General features: G+C 38.8%; 18 protein-coding genes. 12 read left to right on the top strand and 6 right to left on the bottom strand.

Features of this window, described 5'->3' with window-relative positions:
- Nucleotides 1–216 precede the first annotated feature (216 nt).
- Genes AB1Z56_RS01075 through AB1Z56_RS01085 form a run of 3 tightly spaced genes read left to right on the top strand, consistent with a single transcriptional unit; the run spans nucleotide 217 to nucleotide 3,457 of the window.
- Nucleotides 217–750, top strand: coding sequence for an RNA polymerase sigma-70 factor (locus AB1Z56_RS01075; protein ID WP_309364964.1), 534 nt, complete (start codon nucleotides 217–219; stop codon nucleotides 748–750).
- Nucleotides 747–1,715, top strand: a complete 969-nt coding sequence (locus AB1Z56_RS01080) for a FecR family protein (protein WP_426790840.1) — start codon at nucleotides 747–749, stop codon at nucleotides 1,713–1,715. Before AB1Z56_RS01075 ends, AB1Z56_RS01080 begins: the two co-directional genes overlap by 4 nt.
- Before the next feature lie 47 nt (nucleotides 1,716–1,762).
- Nucleotides 1,763–3,457, top strand: coding sequence for a hypothetical protein (locus AB1Z56_RS01085; protein ID WP_426790841.1), 1,695 nt, complete (start codon nucleotides 1,763–1,765; stop codon nucleotides 3,455–3,457).
- A gap of 128 nt (nucleotides 3,458–3,585) precedes the next feature.
- Here the strand turns inward: AB1Z56_RS01085 and AB1Z56_RS01090 are convergent, their stop codons facing one another.
- The 3 genes from AB1Z56_RS01090 to AB1Z56_RS01100 all read right to left on the bottom strand — a co-directional run bounded on the left by AB1Z56_RS01090 (nucleotide 3,586) and on the right by AB1Z56_RS01100 (nucleotide 4,920).
- Nucleotides 3,586–4,035 carry a KTSC domain-containing protein gene (locus AB1Z56_RS01090; RefSeq protein WP_309364970.1) on the bottom strand — a complete coding sequence of 150 codons (450 nt, stop codon included), beginning with the start codon at nucleotides 4,033–4,035 and terminating at the stop codon, nucleotides 3,586–3,588.
- A 55-nt stretch (nucleotides 4,036–4,090) separates the two neighbouring features.
- On the bottom strand, nucleotides 4,091–4,312 hold the full coding sequence (locus AB1Z56_RS01095; RefSeq protein ID WP_426790842.1) for a VF530 family DNA-binding protein: 222 nt from the start codon (nucleotides 4,310–4,312) through the stop codon (nucleotides 4,091–4,093).
- 86 nt (nucleotides 4,313–4,398) lie between these two features.
- Complete coding sequence (locus tag AB1Z56_RS01100) at nucleotides 4,399–4,920, bottom strand: NADPH-dependent FMN reductase (protein ID WP_426790843.1); 522 nt, start codon at nucleotides 4,918–4,920, stop codon at nucleotides 4,399–4,401.
- Nucleotides 4,921–5,133: 213 nt separating this feature from the next.
- On the opposite strand from AB1Z56_RS01100, the gene AB1Z56_RS01105 reads away from it, so the two are divergent.
- From AB1Z56_RS01105 to AB1Z56_RS01140, 8 genes are all read left to right on the top strand, one after another.
- Nucleotides 5,134–5,691, top strand: a complete 558-nt coding sequence (locus AB1Z56_RS01105; protein ID WP_293902630.1) for an RNA polymerase sigma factor — start codon at nucleotides 5,134–5,136, stop codon at nucleotides 5,689–5,691.
- Nucleotides 5,692–5,878: 187 nt separating this feature from the next.
- Nucleotides 5,879–6,979 carry a FecR family protein gene (locus AB1Z56_RS01110; protein ID WP_426790844.1) on the top strand — a complete coding sequence of 367 codons (1,101 nt, stop codon included), beginning with the start codon at nucleotides 5,879–5,881 and terminating at the stop codon, nucleotides 6,977–6,979.
- A 104-nt stretch (nucleotides 6,980–7,083) separates the two neighbouring features.
- A complete protein-coding gene (locus AB1Z56_RS01115) occupies nucleotides 7,084–10,434 on the top strand; it encodes a SusC/RagA family TonB-linked outer membrane protein (protein WP_426790845.1) in 3,351 nt (1,116 codons plus the stop codon).
- 12 nt (nucleotides 10,435–10,446) lie between these two features.
- A complete protein-coding gene (locus tag AB1Z56_RS01120; RefSeq protein ID WP_426790846.1) occupies nucleotides 10,447–12,048 on the top strand; it encodes a SusD/RagB family nutrient-binding outer membrane lipoprotein in 1,602 nt (533 codons plus the stop codon).
- 68 nt (nucleotides 12,049–12,116) lie between these two features.
- Nucleotides 12,117–12,599: a hypothetical protein gene (locus AB1Z56_RS01125; protein ID WP_426790847.1), complete on the top strand. Its 483-nt coding sequence runs from the start codon at nucleotides 12,117–12,119 to the stop codon at nucleotides 12,597–12,599.
- A 228-nt stretch (nucleotides 12,600–12,827) separates the two neighbouring features.
- A complete protein-coding gene (locus AB1Z56_RS01130; protein WP_309364985.1) occupies nucleotides 12,828–13,385 on the top strand; it encodes an RNA polymerase sigma factor in 558 nt (185 codons plus the stop codon).
- Entirely contained in the window at nucleotides 13,375–14,196 is an 822-nt protein-coding gene (locus AB1Z56_RS01135; protein WP_426790848.1) for a hypothetical protein, read from the top strand. The genes AB1Z56_RS01130 and AB1Z56_RS01135 overlap by 11 nt, the downstream gene beginning before the upstream one ends.
- Nucleotides 14,197–14,293: 97 nt before the next feature.
- Nucleotides 14,294–15,226, top strand: coding sequence for a DUF4097 family beta strand repeat-containing protein (locus AB1Z56_RS01140; RefSeq protein WP_426790849.1), 933 nt, complete (start codon nucleotides 14,294–14,296; stop codon nucleotides 15,224–15,226).
- 53 nt (nucleotides 15,227–15,279) lie between these two features.
- On the opposite strand, the gene AB1Z56_RS01145 is transcribed toward AB1Z56_RS01140, so the two are convergent.
- From AB1Z56_RS01145 to AB1Z56_RS01155, 3 genes are all read right to left on the bottom strand, one after another.
- A complete protein-coding gene (locus tag AB1Z56_RS01145) occupies nucleotides 15,280–15,990 on the bottom strand; it encodes a class I SAM-dependent methyltransferase (protein ID WP_426790850.1) in 711 nt (236 codons plus the stop codon).
- Nucleotides 15,974–17,155 carry a nicotinate phosphoribosyltransferase gene (gene pncB / locus AB1Z56_RS01150; RefSeq protein WP_309364992.1) on the bottom strand — a complete coding sequence of 394 codons (1,182 nt, stop codon included), beginning with the start codon at nucleotides 17,153–17,155 and terminating at the stop codon, nucleotides 15,974–15,976. The genes AB1Z56_RS01145 and pncB overlap by 17 nt, the downstream gene beginning before the upstream one ends.
- A gap of 160 nt (nucleotides 17,156–17,315) precedes the next feature.
- Entirely contained in the window at nucleotides 17,316–18,830 is a 1,515-nt protein-coding gene (locus tag AB1Z56_RS01155) for a DUF6600 domain-containing protein (protein WP_426790851.1), read from the bottom strand.
- A 256-nt stretch (nucleotides 18,831–19,086) separates the two neighbouring features.
- On the opposite strand from AB1Z56_RS01155, the gene AB1Z56_RS01160 reads away from it, so the two are divergent.
- Nucleotides 19,087–19,845, top strand: a complete 759-nt coding sequence (locus AB1Z56_RS01160) for an MlaE family ABC transporter permease (RefSeq protein ID WP_309364996.1) — start codon at nucleotides 19,087–19,089, stop codon at nucleotides 19,843–19,845.
- The last annotated feature ends 2 nt before the right edge of the window (nucleotides 19,846–19,847 follow it).

The following is a 19,847-nucleotide window of genomic DNA, read 5'->3' on the forward strand; positions in this document are numbered from 1 at the left end:
CGCTTCTTGGGTGAATCTTATCGTTCAGACGGGAGAATGAACGGTGCTTGTCGTCGTATTGATATGAAAAGAGTTAAGAATAGGATCAACTAACGGATTTGCGATCATTTGGTTCAGGTAATTGAAGTTGATAAAAAAATGAAAAATTTGTAAGGGTAATAGTCTATTGGGATGTCTTACTAATAGAGCAGATTATTTAAACAACAGAATTGATCAATGTCGGAAAATAAAGAAAAGAATTTTGAGCAGCTTTTTCGCGCACATTACAAGGAGTTACATCGTTATGCTTACCGGTATCTAGGCAATAGTGATATAGCGGAAGAGGTCGTACAACAGGTGTTTCTGCGGCTTTGGGAACGCGATTGGGAGGAACAGATACATACTTCATTAAAAGCTTACTTATATCGGGCTATTTATAATGAGAGTATGAATGTGCTAAAAAAGGAGCAACGAAAGTTAAAATATCAATCACACGAGCAGCATCGGCAGGATTTTGTGCCTGCGGTTGATGAAAGTACGCGGGATTTGGACGAAAAGCTACAGGTAGCATTGGCAGAATTACCCGAAAAAAGCCGGACGGTCTTTGAGTTAAGTCGCTTTCAGGAAATGAAGTATAAAGATATCGCAGCAACCTTGGATCTGTCGATAAAAACTGTTGAGGGGCATATGAGCAGGGCGCTGAGACATTTGCGTATCGAACTTGTGGATTATTTAACATTGATTATTTGCTTTCTTATCTATACACTATGAATAAGGAACTGTTAGAAAAATATATCGTTGGTGAGACCAATGAATTAGAGACAGCCATGATACAAAATTGGTTGGAGGAAGATGCTAAGAATAAGGAGGAATACATAAAAATGAAAAAAATGTGGGATAGTTTGCCGAAACCCCTGGATGTCCCGGATGTGGACGTGGATAAGGCTTGGGCTGACTTCAAAGCAGTACGCGACAGCAGGGCGTCAGATACTACGGTAATCCCCAAAAAGACAGTATCGGTGATAAAATGGAGCTGGTGGCTAGCGGCAAGTATCTTGATTATGTGTGCAGTAGGATTCTATGTATTTGATCAGTCGCACCGTGAAGAAATGTATCTTTCGAGTACGGGGCAAGTGCGTCAGGATTCTCTGCCTGATGGGTCGTTTGTTACATTAAATAAAAACACGGAGCTCGCCTACTCAAGCAGATGGACCAATAGGAATAGAAATGTCGCATTGAAAAAGGGTGAAGTATTTTTTCAAGTACACAAGGACAAAAAACATCCCTTCGTAATTGAAACTGGAAAAACTAAAATTACTGTTCTGGGGACCAGTTTTAATGTGCGTCGGATTTCGGATGCAACTGAAGTCATCGTTTCTACGGGTTTGGTCAAGGTAGGTTATGCGGACAAGGAAGTCTTTTTACGGCCACAACAAATGATTACGATTCGTGACAATGATACTCTTAAAGTGGAAAAGGAACCTGTTAAGGATCAGTTTTATAAATATTATGTGGATCGTGCGTTTGATTTTGAGAATACTACATTGCAACGTGTTGTCGAGTTGCTTAACCGAGCTTATGACTATAAGATTATTATAGATCATTCTTCCGATCAGAAATTATTGTTGACAGCGAAATTCGAGCAAAATAGTTTAACTGAAATTTTAAAAGTCATTTCTAGCACATTTGGATTAAAAGTCAATGTGAAAGACAGGGAAATTCATCTGACGAGATAAACCATCAAATAAATATATTTTCGGAACAAAATTGTATAGAAAGCAACATGATACTATTTTTTATAAAGAGAGCAGAACTTTACCTTTTCATTTTCATGCTGTGTTCGTTCCATTGGGTACGGGCACAGCAAAAGCTGGCAACGGAGATCCAGATGCCAGCTTTTGCAGCGACTACCGTCGGTGAAGTTTTCCAGGTATTAAAAGAGAAACAGGATGTGTTATTTTCCTTTAATGGGAATATCTTACAGACAGACAGTGTTATTCATACCCGGGCTTATCAAGGAAATTTATACGACTATCTGGATCGGATTTTTGGGAAAGAGTATAGTTTCAAAGAACTCGGAAGGCATATTATTATTCAATATACACCGCAGCGGATGTCGGTGGATTTTGAGGTAAAGACACCCAATAAAAACAAGGTGGTTATATCCGGATATATCAAAAATATCCGGACCAATAATCCGATTTCCAATGCGAGCATCTTTGATCGAAGTGCTTTATTGTCCACACTGACAGATCAAAATGGCTACTTTGAACTGGACGTAAAGAAAAAAAGTAATCTCATCGCCGTGAATGTTAGTAAAGAGACTTTTCGGGATACCAGTGTTATGGTCATTTTTCCAATAGAGGCGCGAATTGGGGATAAAAAGAAGCGTGAATACGGCTATTTTGAAGGATATGAGGAAGACCACGGTCTTTATCGGTCTTTTTGGGGGCGAGTATTTCTGTCACCTGCACAGAAGATACAAAGTATGAATTTGGGTGGGATGTTTTTATATAGTCCCTACCAGATCTCGATGACACCGGGATTAAGTACGCATGGTTTTATACGATCACAGATTGTAAATAAATTTTCCCTAAATATTATTGGAGGAGCGACTGCAGGTGTTAAAGGCCTTGAACTTGGTGGCGTATTTAATATTAACCAATATGATATGCAAGGCATGCAGATGGCGGGAGTTTTCAATACGGTGGGAGGAAATGTAAAAGGAGTGCAAGTAGCCGGTGTTGGAAATAGAGTCTTTGCCGAGGTGAAGGGAGTTCAACTTGCTGGAGTATTGAATAAAGTCGATACGGTGAGAGGTGTTCAGATTGCCGGAGTTGTCAATATGGCTAATGAAGCACCTGGAACAATACAAATTGCGGGAATATTAAATGCCAGCCAATCGACTGTTGGAAGTCAAATAGCTGGAATTGCAAATAAAGCTAAAAAAGTAAAAGGGCTGCAGTTAGCAGGAATAATCAATATTGCAGACAGTAGTGATTATCCGATTGGTTTGCTGAATTTTATTAAAAACGGCGAAAAGAGCCTTGCCTTGGCCATTAATGAGGAGAGCTATCTTGGACTGCAATTTCGTTCCGGCGGACGTGTCCTTTATAGCCTATTATCGATCAATGTGGCACTTGAAGGTAATAGACCTGAAAAATATGCTTTTGAAGCGGGATTAGGAGCTGTATTGCTCAATAGATCTAAATTCAGTCTCCGTACCGAAATAGCGACGCGTAATCTTCTGACCGAGAAATTTAAAATGCTGGATAACCACCAATCTTCGTTACGTGTGATTCCGGCGTTTAAATTAAGTGACCGGATTTCCATATTTGCTGCACCCAGCTTGAACTATGCGGAGAGGGATGAAAATACAATTTCTGGTGGTCGTACGGTATGGAAAGTTTGGCGAAGAGATCGTACAAGAAATACGTTTTACGGCGGTGGAATGGCCGGCCTTATGTTAAAATTATAAAACTAAAAACTATTTTATAACAGTATTGTTCTATAGATAGCTTTTAAACATTTAACATTTTACGTAAACGCCCTCTATCAATCTGATAAAGGGCGTTTATCTTTTTATAGCTGATGACAGCAGAGAGCTTATACGACTGTTGCGGTCTTCAATACATTGCGATAAGGGTAAGAATGGAAGATATGCCTGCGGGCAAATCGGCCTAAAGAATCTGCGTTGACAAATTTAATATAGTCATTACGCTGAACACCAAAATATTCATATTGACTGCCATCATGAAAAGTGACTGTTAATATTTGTCCTTTCCAATCAATATCCTGAATACCAGAATTGGTAATTGTTTCGGTGTATATCGGTAATTGTTGTTCCAATGTCTCCGGACAAATGCTTACCAAGAAATGGTAGGCTTCAATCATTTCCACACTTTTTTCTTCTGCAGCCAAACGACCTTCTTCATCATTGACAAATTTATCTGGATGACATTCTTTCATGATTGTTCGGTAGGTAGATTTCAGGGTTTTAAGATCCACAGATTTATCTACGTTAAGTAACTTCCGGTAGTCGGCAATTTTTTTCATGGCGGCAAAGATATGCTTAATAATCAGATTAGTTGCTATGGAATAGGAAAAAAACTTATTTCTTCAACAAGGTTTTTACATAGAGCTGCTCGACCTTCTCTCTTGCCCAAGGTGTTTTCCTTAAGAAAGTTAGGGATGATTTAACACTGGGATTGTCATTGAAGCATCGGATGGATATGCGTTGCCCCAACTCTTCCCAACCATAGTAGTCTACCAGATATTCAATAATGGTGTCGAGCCTTTTTCCGTGTAATGGATTATTAATTTGTTCTTGCATATTGTAAAGATAGTAATCTTCAAATTATGGATTAAGCTAATTTTTAGGGCATAGTTGAAATAGCATGCTGCAATACTGTCGGGTGCCTACTCGTATTCATTCAGTTGTACAGCTAGATTTTTTAGATCGAGATGAAGCTGTTCGTCCCAAATTGCTCCAGTGGCATCCAGTTTCCCTTTGACTCCTTGTATAAGTAGGTTTCTTTTTTCGTTAATTTGAGCTCCCAATCCTTGCATAATGCGTTGTAGCTCGACATGAGCTGTTTCACCTTGCGCTGCTGCGGTAATAATACTGACGGGTTTATCTGTGAAAACTGTTGTTGCTGCGCACCATTCAAGTAGATTTTTTAATCCGCTCGGTACACTGAAAATATATTCTGGGCTGCTGATCAATACGATGTCTGCATCATTAATTACCTGACGAAGTGCAATTATTTCTATAGGAGGATGAGATTGGCTCTCTTCCGGATCAAAATGCGGTAGTTCTTTTAGACGGTCAAATAGCGTGAAATGGATATCGGCACCTATTTCTTGTTGGAGGTGATTGACAATATGGTGATTGGATGAATGTGTACTAGCACTACCTACAATAGCAAAAATAGTTTTCATGAGTGTTTGATTATTAGGAGAGCACAATTAGGCCCTTTGCATTTTTATTTTTTATCTTGATTCTGATGGCACTAAATTACAATATTCAATTCAAATGATTTTCTTTGTTCTTCGCTTGAATGTAATTTTCCCTTTCTTTCTCCTTTTACCGATTAAGTTTATACTTTTGGAATAGGGACTTGTATTAGCCTTTTTCGGATTATATGCTTTGTTATGAGAAATAAAATGGGGTACCGCTTATTGTGGGAACGTATTCGTACTGGAGACGAGACTGCTTTCTTTGATCTGTATGCGGCGCTCTATCAGGAGCTTGTTAATTTTGGAATACGTACTTGTGGTGACAGTGATTTGTCAAGCGAGGCGACCGATCAGGTTTTCGTTAAAATTTGGGAGAAAAGAGAGCAGCTAGATCGGGTAGAAAATGTACAGTCCTATCTTATTACTTTTTTGAAAAGACGTATTCTGCGTCTACTGGAGAAACAGCATAAAATAAATACTGCGCTTCAAAATGTGAAAGCAGAGGACGACTGGGTTGAAATGCCCTATGAAGAATTTGTTATTAAGGTACAGACCAATGAGATTATACAGATCCGTCTGAAGGACGCACTGGAGAAATTATCTTTTCGGCAGAAGCAGCTGGTTAATTTGAAGTTCTTTGAAGGCTATTCTTATGAAAAAATAGCTGAAACGACGCAGATGTCTGTGAAAACGGCCTACAATACGCTTTATGATGCTTTAAAAATTCTGAGGGAGGAATTGAAGGATATCTAAGTTTTGCGTATGGCCTTTTATTTTAAGGCTTCATTAATAACATGCTCGTACGATAGCTGTAAAGTACTTGTATGTTGGTGTTTTTGTTTAAAATAATGCATTGATTTACAGTTGTTTGAAAAATAATTTAAATTTTCTTTAGGAAAAAGCTAGGCTTTAGGGCACTATAGAGTAAATACCCAAAAGAATGAGCCAAAAAGATTATAAACAGTTAGAAGATTTTTTGATTGACGATACTTTTCAAAAGTATTGTTCAGGGGAAGATAAAAACTGTATTCTATACTGGCAACAATATAGCCTAAACCATCCCGAACAAGCTGAGACTATTTTAAAAGCGAAGCGCCTATATCAACTGTTGGTCGGTAACCGTAAACCTGTGAATGAACAATTGGAAAAATTGAAAACTGATCTTCAAAATTCTTCCGTTGAACATTTTGTGTCAAATCGATTTAATTGGGCCAGATGGGGCGCTGTTGCAGCGGTACTCATTGCTTTGGTATCCGGTGGACTCTGGTATTATTCACAGTCAAGCAAAGTGGATAATATATTACCTATCACGTCAATTGGGCAGGTTTACCAAACGAAGAAGGGTGAAAAAAAGACTTTTGAATTGGGCGATGGGAGCACCGTAACGTTAAATTCAGGAAGCCGACTTGAGCTCGCTGCTGATTTCAATCAGGAATTGCGGGTTGTAAGGCTTGCCGGCGAAGGCTATTTTCAGGTAGCGAAAAATAAAGAGAAACCTTTTGTAGTACAAGCTTCTGATTTTGATATCAAGGTCCTGGGAACAACGTTTAATGTGAAGAGTTATTCCGATGAACCCACAGCAGAAGCACTGCTTGTCGAAGGTTCTATTGAAATGAAGAGCAAAGGGCAACGGGAAAATTCCGTTATCATTAAGCCAAATCAAAAAATTACGATTTACAAGAACCAAAACGAAATTGCAGTCCAGCATAAAACGAATAAACCAATTTCGAACAAATTGCCGATTAAGGAAATTGCTATAGAGAACATCCCTGCAGTAGAATCGAACATCGCTGAAATACCAGATATTGCATGGCGTGAAAACAGATTAGAAATCGTGGACCAAGATTTTGAATCTCTTCGCCGGACGTTGGAACGTTGGTATGATGTGGATATACATATTCAAAACGACCAATTAAAACAATACCGTTTTACAGCAACCTTCAGCAAAGAAAATATTACTCAGGTGCTGAGTGCTTTACAAAAAGTTGAACCTTTTAAATTTGATGTATATGGGAGAAAAATAACTATATCAGAAAAGTAAAAAAGGATGGTGGACCAACACCATCCTTCATTGAAAAAATGATTAACCAAAAGCAGCAACATTGGGGCGTGCTGCTTAATATTAATTTTAACCAACACTAAAATATGATTAAAAATTGCTTATTGCAAATGCGCAATGGATATATTGTGCATTTTAGATTCATTATCCGGATGAAACTAGCCTTAATTATGACTACGTGTGCTGTTATGAATGTTTCGGCAAATGTATTTTCCCAACAAAAAGTCTCCTTGGATGTCCAAAAAACAAAACTGAGCAAGGTACTTAAAATGATCGAAGAGCAAAGTGACTATTACTTTGTGTACAATTCGACGAATGAAAATTTAAATAAAGAGGTGTCTGTCAATGTGAATAATACCAAAGTATTGGACGTATTGACAAAGCTTTTCAATAAAAGTGGATTGGTTTATTCTGTTTCCAAAGAAGGACTCGTCGTCGTGAGCCAACAGCAGCAAGTCGCTGTCGCAGGTCTTGTCACTGACGATAAAGGCAATCCCCTAGCTGGTGCTACGGTACGTGTTAAGGGAACCGCGATGGGAAGGGCAACGGATATCAATGGACGTTTTATGATCGATGCTGCAACAGGAAACACCTTGATTATTTCTTTTGCTGGTTACACTTCGCAAGAAGTGGCCGTAACCAAAGAGGGGGATCTGAAAATTGTTTTATTAGAAGATAATCGGATGCTTAATGAGGTTGTTGTGACGGCATTGGGTATGAAGAAAGAAAAACGCTCGTTGGGATATTCTGTTACGCAGGTTGCCGGTGAATCCCTAACCACAGCCCGTGAAAATAATGTGATGAATTCACTTGCCGGTAAAGTCGCAGGCTTGGATATTAGTTCGACATCAGGTGGGGCAGGTGCTGCTACAAATGTTATTATTCGGGGTGTTTCCAGTATTTCGCAATCGAACCAACCACTCTATGTTATCAATGGAATTCCGATGGAGAATAAACCCGTTGGTATTGGTAATGCCAATTCAAAAGGAAATTCCGGGAGTCAATGGGATAATGCACCGGATCTTGGTGACGCAATCAGTAATATTAATCCTGATGATATCGAAAGCATATCAGTACTGAAAGGGGCTGCAGCGTCGGCACTTTATGGTTATCGGGCCAAAGCTGGTGTTATCTTAATTACAACGAAATCTGCGAAAGGTAATTCAATAGATTTTAACAGTAATTATGTTGGTGAGCACATTATTGATCAGACAGATTGGCAAACTATTTATGGTCAAGGGGCTGGTGGTGTAAAGCCTAATTCACAAAAAGCTGCTGCGCAAGTGGGGGGATCCAGTTGGGGGGCCAAACTTGATGGCAGTCCAGTTGTTCAATTTGACGGGGTTGACCGACCATATTCCTTGCAGAAGGGGAATTTGGGACGTTTTTATCGTGCCGGATCTACTTGGACAAATACGTTAGCGTTGAATAAAACTTTTGAAGGAGGGAATATTCGACTTTCTGCTTCTGATGTAAAGAATAATTCTGTGGTGCCTAATTCAGGTTTAGATAGGCAATCATTTAATTTGGCTGGAATGTTTGAGCCAATTAAGAGATTAACAATCGACGCGCGAGTAAATTTAGTTTACGAACAAGTAAAAAATAGGCCAATGCTTTCTGATGGGGCGGGTAATGCAAATTACAATGCGATGTTTTTGCCGACAAGTGTTAATATCAATGATCTTAAACCTTGGAAGGATGCTGAAGGAAATGAAATCGCATATAACCAAGGAAACGTCTATGCAACCAATCCTTGGTTTGCAGCTTATGAGTTTCAAAATAATACTAAAAGAGACCGGAGTATTAGCTCAATCTTAGCTAAATACACTTTTGATGATGGTTTATTCATACAAGGACGCGCAGGAAGAGATGGATATAATGATGAATATACGAATGTGCTACCGTCAGGTACAGCGTATTACTCAGCAGGTAAGATCGGAGAGCAATTAACGAAGTCAACTGATATAAATACTGACTTGTTATTGGGGAAATCTTTTACGCTAGGGGATTACACATTGACACCAAATTTGGGCGCATCTTATCGAAATCAACAAATGAAGATTACAACAAATAACGGTGTTGATTTTGCTGTGCCAGGTGTATATACTATTCTAAATGCATTAAATAAGTCCGTAGGTATTAACTATTCTCAGATCGAAACGCAATCTGTCTATGGAACAATGGAGTTTGCTTACAAAGATATATTGTATTTAAATGGAAGTTTGCGTTCAGATTGGTTCTCTACCTTGGCTACACGGGGAAAAGACAATAAGTTAAATAGTGTATATCCATCAATCTCGACCTCATTTGTTTTTTCCGAATTCTTTAAACCAAGCTGGTTGAATTTTGGTAAGGTTAGGGCAGGATATGCTGAAGTAGGGATGGCCACAGATCCTTATAATACTATTTTGAGCTATAATTTTAGAAGCGAAAGCTTGCAAGGAAACCCTTTAGGTATTATTGATAATATTGATATTCCGAATTCAGGATTGATTGCTTCAAGAGCTTCTGAATTTGAAATTGGAACTGAATTACGACTTTTAAATGATCGAATTAATATTGATTTAACCTATTATAATAAAATATCCAAAGACGAGATTACAAAAATTAATGTCGCTCTAACGTCTGGATATAAGGCTGCGGTATTAAATGCGGGCAAGATGCGTAATCGAGGTTTCGAGGCTTTATTGGCTGCGACGGTTGTGAAAACGGATAAATTTAAATGGGTAAGTACAATCAACGGATCCTACAATGATAATAAAGTTTTATCATTAGCAGAGGGAGTTGATGAATCAATACCTTCTACAATAGCAACTTCCCGATCGGGAGTTGGAAACACGTCAATTATCGTAGGCAAAGCTATTGGTCAAGTGATGGCATTCGATAATAAATACGATGAAAATGGCAATGTTGTGCTTTTAAGCGACGGATCTCCAGCTCGTGGTGATCTCAGTGCTTATGGTTCGGCATATAACAAATGGTTTGCGGGATGGAATAATGAATTTTCTTATAAAAATTTGAATATTTCTTTCTTAATCGATGGCAAATGGGGTGGAAAATTGTTTTCGGCAACTAATTATTATGGTTATATCAACGGTTTGCATAAAAATACGTTGGAAAAGCGTGAGGAACTGGGAGCAACAGCTTCCACATATTACACAAATGTAGCTAACAATGTATCAAAGGTCTTTGTTCAAAATGGAGATTTTGTCAAATTAAGACAGGTTATTATTGGTTATAATTTTCCTGTAAATCTATTTAATAATCGAATCAAGACGTTAAATATCAGTGCTGTTGGTCGTAATTTGTTTGTTCTGATGAAGAAGACAGATAATATTGATCCTGAATCAAGCTATAATGCGACATTTCCTGGTTTAGAGCTAGGGGGAGTACCAGCTGTACGTACGTTTGGAGCAAACCTAAGTGTTAAATTTTAAGAAAAGAGAACGATGAAAAAAATGATAAATCCCATTGCATCAGGCCTAGTTGTTGCTTTATTAATTTCAACTTCGAGTTGTACTAAAGATTTTGAAAAAATAAATACTAATCCATATTCCTATAGTAAAGATAACTTTAATCCAGGATATTTATTAACGACCTCTCAGCTCACCTATACAGGCAGTACTGACTTTGCTTATGATACATGGAGGTCTAATTTGATTTATGCTTCTACGATGATGCAAGGTCTTTCAACTGTAGTGAGCTATTGGGCTGGAGATAAATATGTATTGAATGAGGCATATACGGCCTCCTATTGGGGGACTTCGGCCGTTGGTGCTTATGCTGAACAAGTTCGCAATATTGTAGATCTTGTGGAAAATACAAAAGATGATAATAAATATAATAATCTGCATCAAATTGGACGTATATGGAAAGTGTTGATTTTTGCCCGATTAACAGATATCTATGGGGATATTCCTTACTCTGAAGCAGGAAAAGGGTATACGAATAAAATTTATACACCCAAGTATGATAAACAGCAAGATATTTATAACGATATGCTTAAGGAATTAGATGAAGCTGTTAATACACTCACCGTTGGTGGTGGTTCTATTGTAGGTGATGTAATCTATAAAGGTGATATTGAGAAATGGAAGCAATTTGGCAACTCTTTAATTCTTCGATTAGCAATGCGATTAATTAAAGTTGATGAGAGTAAAGCAAAAGAATATGTGACTAAAGTGGTCGGCAAAACACTGACATCTAATGATAATAACGCCTATTTAAAACATGATGTCTCTGGAGCACGCGTCACTCAAAACCGGAATAGTCAAGTTCTGTTAGGGGATGGTGGACAGGAGCACTACTACACAAAATGGTCCAAAACATTTATAGATTACTTAAAGAAGACAAACGATCCTCGCTTAGGGAAAATTGCGGTGACTAAGTTGTACCTATCTGATTCGGATAAGAAGCAAAATGCCGACTTTATACGCAATCCTAGTGTTCAAAAAGGAATGCCAAATGGAAAAGATCTTGGAGCTAAACCAGAATGGAATATTGCTAGTGACCCAGCTTATACGAACATGCAAGACTATTCTTCACCACATCCGGATTTAATTAGACGTGACGGCCCTACATTTATTTTAACCTATGCCGAGACAGAATTGCTTTGGGCGGAAGCGGCGCAACGATGGGGATTAGGAGGTGGAGCTGCGGACCACTATAAAAAAGCTTTGAAGGCTTCTTTAACTTATTTGAGTGAATATAGTTCGGATGTGGCAATTTCCGAAGCGGATGCGGAAGCTTACGCCATAGCAAATCCTTTAAATACAGCAGATGCCTTAAATCAGATTAATTCACAATATTGGGCGCATACAATCACAATGTTGGATTTTTATGAGACTTGGGCAAATTGGAGACGTACAGGGTATCCCAATCTAACGTCTATAGGTGTTTACTGGCAAGGTGCAGCAACAGATGGAGTGATACCTAGAAGATTTCCTTATCCGATATCTGAAGCATCTGAAAACCCCGCAAATTACAAAGCCGCTTCTGCTGCTGTATCCGGTGGAGATAAGTTGTCTGGCCGGGTGTGGTGGGATAAATAATTACATTGGTTTGTTTTTGATTGAGGCTGGACTTTCGTAGTTTGGCCTCTTTAAACCTTTTATAAAATATGATAAACCTAAAAAATCACTTACTATTTGCGATCGCGGCTTCCTGTCTTGTCTTTTCATGTAAAAATAATGCTGAAAAGAAAGATGTTGATGTGGTAAAATCAAAATCTTTGACCGGTACCTATAAGCTTATTGAAAGCAAAACAATCAAAGGAAAGGATACCGTGACGGCTTTTACGGATACCAGCAAAACAGAGATGTTTAAAATGTTTAATGAAGACCACTTTTCTTTTTTTAATCACGATAAGGAAAAAGGTAAAGGTAAAGCGCCACTGTTTGTTGCTGGTGGAGGAACCTATTCTTTTGATGGTGTCAAGTATCAAGAGAGATTACAATACTGTTCAATGCGTGATTGGGAAAGTAATAAATTTGATTTTGAACTCACTTTAAAAGGAGATACATTGATTCAAATCGGTGAGGAAAATTTACCTGAATTAGGTGTCAAACATACGATTGTGGAAACCTATTTAAAAGTCAAATAATCGATATCCGAATACCTGAAATTTTAGATTCCCTATTAAGTTTATTTTATTAATGCAGGCACTCAAGATCATTCTTGAGTGTTTTTTTGTTGAAAGGAGGCCTTTTAATGGGCTTTTGCACATTTTTAGAATTATTTTAGAAAAAAAATAAAATTATATTGCAACATTTTCATCAGGGAGTCGACTACATAGTAGAAACATAAGAATTAACAGTATTAATTTTAGAACGTGCAAAATCAGCTTAGCGATAAAGATTTATTAGCGATGTGCCAAACGGGCAATGAGTCTGGATTTGCACAGCTCTATCATCGGTATGCAAAAAAGATTTTTAATTCTATTTATCGGGTTTTGTCCAATCAGGAAGAAAGTGAAGATATTTTACAGGAAACCTTTGTTGATTTTTTTGCAAGATCGGATAAATGGCATTTAGTTCTCAGTGTAGAAGCTTGGTTGAGAAGAATGGGGGTGAATAAGGCAATCTCACTATTACGAAAGAATAAACAATATTTTACACCGCTGGACGATTTGGAAATTCAGGATGATGGCGAAGACGAATTATTGGAAAAAGAATGGCGCGAATGTCGTTTAACAGATTTGGAAGCTGTAATCGATCAGCTGACCGGGGTACCTAAGATGGTGGTCAATCTTTATCTGTTTGAAAATATGAGCCATGATGAAGTTGCGGAAACATTAGGAATGACGGCGGTGGCAGTGCGTAGTCAGTATCATCGTGCTAAGAAGAAAATATACGAACAATTGAAGGAAAGGTATAATTATGCGGGATAATTTAAAAGATTTTGTAAACGCCAATCGAGAGGCATTTGATCAGAGAGAACCTTCGGCGGACCTATGGAATAAAATCAGACCGCAAGTAGTTCCCCCTGTTCAGGAAAGAAAGATTAAGCCTTTATGGAAATGGGCTAGTATTGCGGCAGCAGCATTATTGATTGGTACAGCGACTTTCATTGCTTTTGATCAGCATAATGGAACAGAAGTAGAAAAACGTGTGGCTGAAGTTCATTCGGTTGCTATTGGGAAGAAAGATAGTGAGGCAAAAGCTATTGATGTGGAGATGCCAGGTGCTGCTACCGAAGCTCAGAAGATCTTAGTTCCTGTTAAAGCCATAGCGGGGATAAAAAGTACACGAAAACAATCTTTCAGGGAAAGTGTATCGGAAACTGCTCATCGCGAAATGGAAGAGAAAATGGATTACGTTCAGATGCTTCAGGATTCGAGTTCCGCAAGCACGCGTTTAAGTGCTGTCTTGGCGATGAAAGATGGGGGTAAGTTAGATCGGAATAGTGTGGGAGCTTTGGAAAAGACAGCTGTGTCAGATCAAAGTAGCAATGTACGCATGGCTGCAATCGAAACCATATTAAGTGGACTAAGCCCAGAAGAACGTCAGCAGAAAGTTCAGGACTTCTTTGTGGAGCAAAATGATCCCACTTTACAAATGGAACTGATGCAAATGATGGCTCAACAGGAGGATCCGACGATGAAAGCAACAACAAAAGAAAAGTTAAATGAAATTGTGGAAGATCCATTTACCCTGAAATTTGTGAAGGAGCAAGCATATGCGGTATTATTAAATCAATAATAGGATATATTAAGGTAGAAGTCAGATTGTGTACGTTAATCTATGAAAAAGTTTAAAATACATTATTTGACAAATAATGAAGACAAACTAAAACGAAATGAAAAAGATAAGGATAATGATGATTGGGGTGGCACTGATCTTTGCGAGCGCATTGCAGGCCCAGGTAAATGAAACTGTAGAAAGTGTGGCTGCGCCAAAACCTCCTAGTCCTCCTAAAAAGGCTAGAGCGACTTCAGGTGTTATTGTAAATAATAGTAATAATTTCACATTCAATTCTGCTGGATTCGGTCGTAGTAGTGGGCCGAAAAGCTGGAAGGAAATTAAAGTGCCCAACTTAGGAAATAAGCTGCTGTTAAAATTGGACAATGTTTATATCGAAGGATATAAGGGGAAAGATGTGCTGATTACCGCCAAGGTTGAGGAAAGTGAAGAAAATGACCGCGCAAAAGGGCTACGTGTGATTAATGGTTCGGGATTGTCAGATAATTCAGGAATTGGTATGAATATCAAAACGGAAGGCGGAGTAACCGAAGTAAGTATGGTCGGGATGCCCTTGGAGGATTCTATTCGTATCAAGATACCGATGGATCTACCTGTGACGATCAAAGGGGGACGTGGCGCAATGTTTAACGCTGGAGTGATCGAATTAAAAGATATCCGGGCCGAGGTCGAGGTTGCCAGTACGATGGGCGATGTAAATTTATTGAATATTACGGGGCCGATTAATGTCAAGGTTGCCCAGGGAGATGTTACAGCTAAATTTGTTCAACCTGTCAAAGGACCGATTTCTTTAGTCGCTGCCATGGGCGCCGTAGATGTTGCCTTCCCAAAGAATTTCGGAGCTAATGTGGATGTAAAATCTTCTATGGGGAATATTTATGCTGCGGACGAATTTCAATTCGAAAAACCTGCCGAGGAAGCCAAATCAACTCCTATGGGTAACGCCGTGAAAGGTAAAATGAATGGTGGTGGACAGGATGTTATTTTAAAAACGTCCATGGGAGATATCTATATAAGAACACAGAAATAATATATACAATAACATAGAAATAATAAAAAAAATAGCCTGTTATAAACAACAGGCTATTTTTTTAGTTCCATACGGACGAGGTATTGATCATTCTCATCTTCATATAAAATTTGGACAACCCAGCCCAGTTCGTGCGAAATTTTGATCAATAAATCCTGGTCTAAATAGAGCCATTTGAAAAGATTTCCTCGAGTCCCTTTGTACTCATACTGGTATTGAATTTCTCCAAAATAATGCGTTGGTTTTTTGATGTTGTAATCTTTGTACAAATAACTGATGTCTGAAGAGTCAAAAATCAGTTGGCCATTTTCGGTCAGTAACTCTTTACTATGCTGTAATAGTTTTCGAAAACCATCTACGTCGCCGGCAAGACCTATTCCGTTCATTAAAAGCAATAGCGTATCATATTTTTGGCCTTCGAATTTATAGAAATCTTCGCAGATAATATGTTGTACCCCGCGTTGTTGCATAATATGGCAAGCGGTTTGCGAGAGTTCCAGTGCATCTACTTCAAAACCTTTTTCTTGTAGATACAGGCTATGACTACCAACTCCTGCTCCAACATCCAGTACACGCCCATCACATAAGGATAGGCCAATAAATTCCAGTTCAGGAAAATCATCGGGTTCCCGAAAGAAAATCTCGACGGGCATTTCATCTTGGTCGCCATAACTTGTATGGAGTATTAAAGGGAACTTTTCTTCTTGATGTACAAAGTAATCATCTAAGGCCTCACCGTATACATCTCTATGCATTATCATCATCAATCATTAATACTTTTTTTGCTATATATATGGAGTCCTCATCTCCTGTGTGTTTCATAGGTTCGTCAGATAGCTTAATGACCGGGGTCCATTGATCATCTTCCGGTAAAGCGTCGGTCATTTTAATGACGATATTCATAGGTCTAAGGCCTACATCATTGGTGAAATTAGTGCCAACGCCAAAAGAATGCAAGATTTTTCCCTCACAGTAGCTCGCGATTCTTTCGACTTTCTCATAGTCTAAGCCATCCGAGAAGATGATTGTCTTGGAGAGTGGATCAATTCCATTTTTCTTATAGTGTGCAATGACCTTGTCCGTAAATTCAAGCGGGTCGCCGCTATCATGGCGCACTCCATCAAATAATTTGGTTAACTTTTTATCAAATTGCTGAAAGAAGACTTCCGTCGTATAAGTGTCCGATAGTGCTATTCCGAGGTCACCCCGGTAGACATCAGACCAATGTTCAAGACCAAGGAGGTTGGCCATTTTATAACCGTATTTTGCAGCGTGAAACATAAACCATTCATGCGCATGGGTGCCAATGGGTTTAGTTTCATATTTCATGGCTAAATGCACATTGCTTGTGCCAATAAATGTTTTTTCGCCATATTGTTTCAGTGTGCGAACAACCAAATCATGAACTTCATAAGAATGGCGTCTGCGGGTGCCAAAATCAGCAATGGTGATATTGAGTTTTTTGTATTTTTCGATTTTGTCTTTGGCCGTAGCGATTACTTCAGCATCTGAGGCACGCTGTAGGCCTTGGGATTCATAAAAAAGTTCACAGATGAGCGACATCAAAGGAACTTCCCAAAGAATAGTACGGTACCAGTACCCTTCGATAATGACTTCAAGATCGGGGCCATCCTGGAATATTTTGATCTCCTCTGGATCGTAGCGATAACCTTGAAGAAAGTCAAAATAGGTTGGGTCTATATAAGGACACGTTCTGGCAAAAAAAGCCTTTTCTGCTTTTGTTAACTTCAAATTAGCCATTTCATTTACGGCCTCCTTCAGGAGTACATCAAAACCATAGGGAAATTTATGATGTCCCCGGTTAATAAAATGATAACGTGCTTTGGCCTTTGGAAACAACTTGACCACAGCATGCTGCATGGTGAATTTGTAAAAGTCATTATCTAATATAGAGGTAAATGAAGCCATCTTTATCGATCTGTTTTTTTGTTTGAAGCGGTAAATTTACTAATTAACGTGAAAATGTATGGATTGTTCATGATAAATATAAAAAGACATGCATATAAAAGGCGGGTAAAATTTTTCATTTTACCCGCCAGATGTGAATTATTATTTTATTTGGCTGTCATTATCTTGTTCTAGATCTTTCTGATCCTTGCGAAGAACGTCCAGAGCTACGTTCGCCTGAGCTTTCTGAAGACCTTGATCGAGATACTGAAGATGAATTGTCTGTATTTGATCTACTTCTTGTGTTTTCGTAGCTCCGATTTTGAGTTGGTTGTGCTACAGGTTGCGATACCGGTTGGCTCGAACGGCTCCTGCTGCCAGCATCGTTATTTCCATTTCGTTGCGGCGTTGTCGTAGGTTGCACGACTCGTGGAGGTACAGCCTGGTCGGAACTGTTCGCATTTGACCGCGAGCGTGAATTATAGTCGGTATTTCTGTTGTAGTCTGTACTTCTGCCGTTTACAACACCATTATTATCAACGGAGCCATTTTGTCTATTTCTACTGGTAGATGTAGGGTTGTTATTGTTTGAAGCATCCGATTGGCGACCTGATCGCGTTCTAAAATCATAGTTATTTGTATTCGGTTGTGTCCCGGTGTTATTTCTATTGACCGTACCATTGTCTCCGGTTCTCGTATTATTATTAGAACTACGGCTTGATCCGCCGCTGTTAGCGTCGTTACGAGATCTTACAGAAGCATTTCCACTGTTGTCAATATATAATTCACGACTTCCTGATCTTGAATCGATATTGTCTCGATTGCTGATAACACGATTGGTACGATCTGAAATCTCACTATTGTTATTACGTGTTCGGGTAGACGCATCCACGACATTCGTCGGGCGTGCAGAAGATCTTGTATTACGGTCTACTGTTGGACGGTACATACTGATTTCATTGCTGCGATTGCTGCTACTGCGTACAGATCCAGGTCTATCGGCATTTGCGATTCTATTCACTGTTACGCTTCTTCCTGTCGAACGTTCAATATCGGATCTTCGAGGGCCGCCAACGTAATAGTTGTTGTTAATTATCGTTGTATTGTTGATAATGGTGGTTCTGTTATAGATATTATTGTAATTTCTTCGATTAACATAATACCGATCCATATCCCTATTCATAAAGTGATTGACTGCCACAAATGTCCAAAAGTTCATTGGAATATTAACGGATACATTAATATTCATGCCGGGACCCATAGGAGCCCAACCGTAGTAGTCGTTACTTTGACGCCAATTTACCCATGCTGGTCCCCATTCATAGTCAGGAACCCATCCCCATCCATAACGGTCATTGTAGTTCCAGCGACCATAGTGAAATGGAGCCCAGCCCCAGTCATAGTTGGATACCCAGGTATTACCATAGTCGGTCATTGTCCAATAACCATTGGTGGCATAAGGCTGGAAGTTCGGGCCAACGTCCGGAATCCAAACATAGCCATAATTGGGATCATTAACCCATTGTCCGTAAGGGGAGAGTTGATCATAGAACATCTGGAACGAAACTCCAGCATTGTTATAATTGTTATAACCATTATATCCACCCCGTTGGGCCATTGAAGTCGCGCAACTTGAAAAAGAAGCGATACCTATAAAACCAAGTACCCAATATTTTATGTTGCCTAAATTTTTCATGACTGTAATATTTAAAAGTGTGACAAAACTCTATTGTATTGTCTTTGTTATTATGACAGCATAACGTATAAAATGGTTTAATCGGTACACTGGAAATCTGATTTTTTTTATATAAAAGTCAAATTGATGATCTTTTTACATAAACGACAATTTTAGATACATATTTTTTATTTACCTTTACCGCTCGAATTGCTACGTGTTTGTTCAGCATAAGACGTGTTTTATGACACATTAATTTGAAATAGACATCATTTAAATGGCTAAGAAACTTCAGACTTTTTTTCTAGAATTTGCAAACATTCACCGTTTTTTGCTACGGTTTTGGCGCGAATTGGTAACTCCACCATATGAATTCAAAGAAATTGTCCGCCAGTGCTATGAAATAGGCTATAAGTCGTTGCCTTTGATTAGTTTAACGGGCTTTATTGTTGGATTTGTTTTTACAAAACAATCACGTCCCTCTTTGGAGGAATTTGGGGCAACTTCGATGTTGCCTTCTCTTATTTCAATTGCTATTGTTCGCGCATTAGCACCTTTGGTGACTGCTTTAATTGCCGCGGGAAAAGTAGGTTCGCAGATCGGAGCGGAACTTAGTTCGATGAATGTAACTGAGCAAATCGATGCGATGGAGGTTTCGGGCACCAATCCTTATAAATATCTTATTGTTAGTAGAATATTAGCGACAACTATTGGGATTCCTGTCCTGTGTTTTTATGTTGCGGGTATAGGCCTTTTAGGTGGCTATCTCAGTATGATGAGTAAAGATGACTTGAGTTTTTTGAGTTTTTTTACACAGGTTTTTGAGACGATAGCATTTAAAGATTTAGGAGCGATGGTTTTACGTGCGGTTATATTTGGTTTTACCATTGGAGCTGTAAGTTGTTATTGTGGCTATTTTTCTTCAAAAGGAACAGAAGGTGTCGGTAAAGCCGCCAATGCGGCCGTTGTCGCTTCGATGTTTCTGGTGTTTATTGAAGAAATAATTATTGTTCAGGTTTTATCGTTCTTTGGATAGTG

The sequence above is a fragment of the Sphingobacterium sp. WOUb80 genome (genome assembly GCF_050058145.1).
GTDB lineage: Bacteria > Bacteroidota > Bacteroidia > Sphingobacteriales > Sphingobacteriaceae > Sphingobacterium.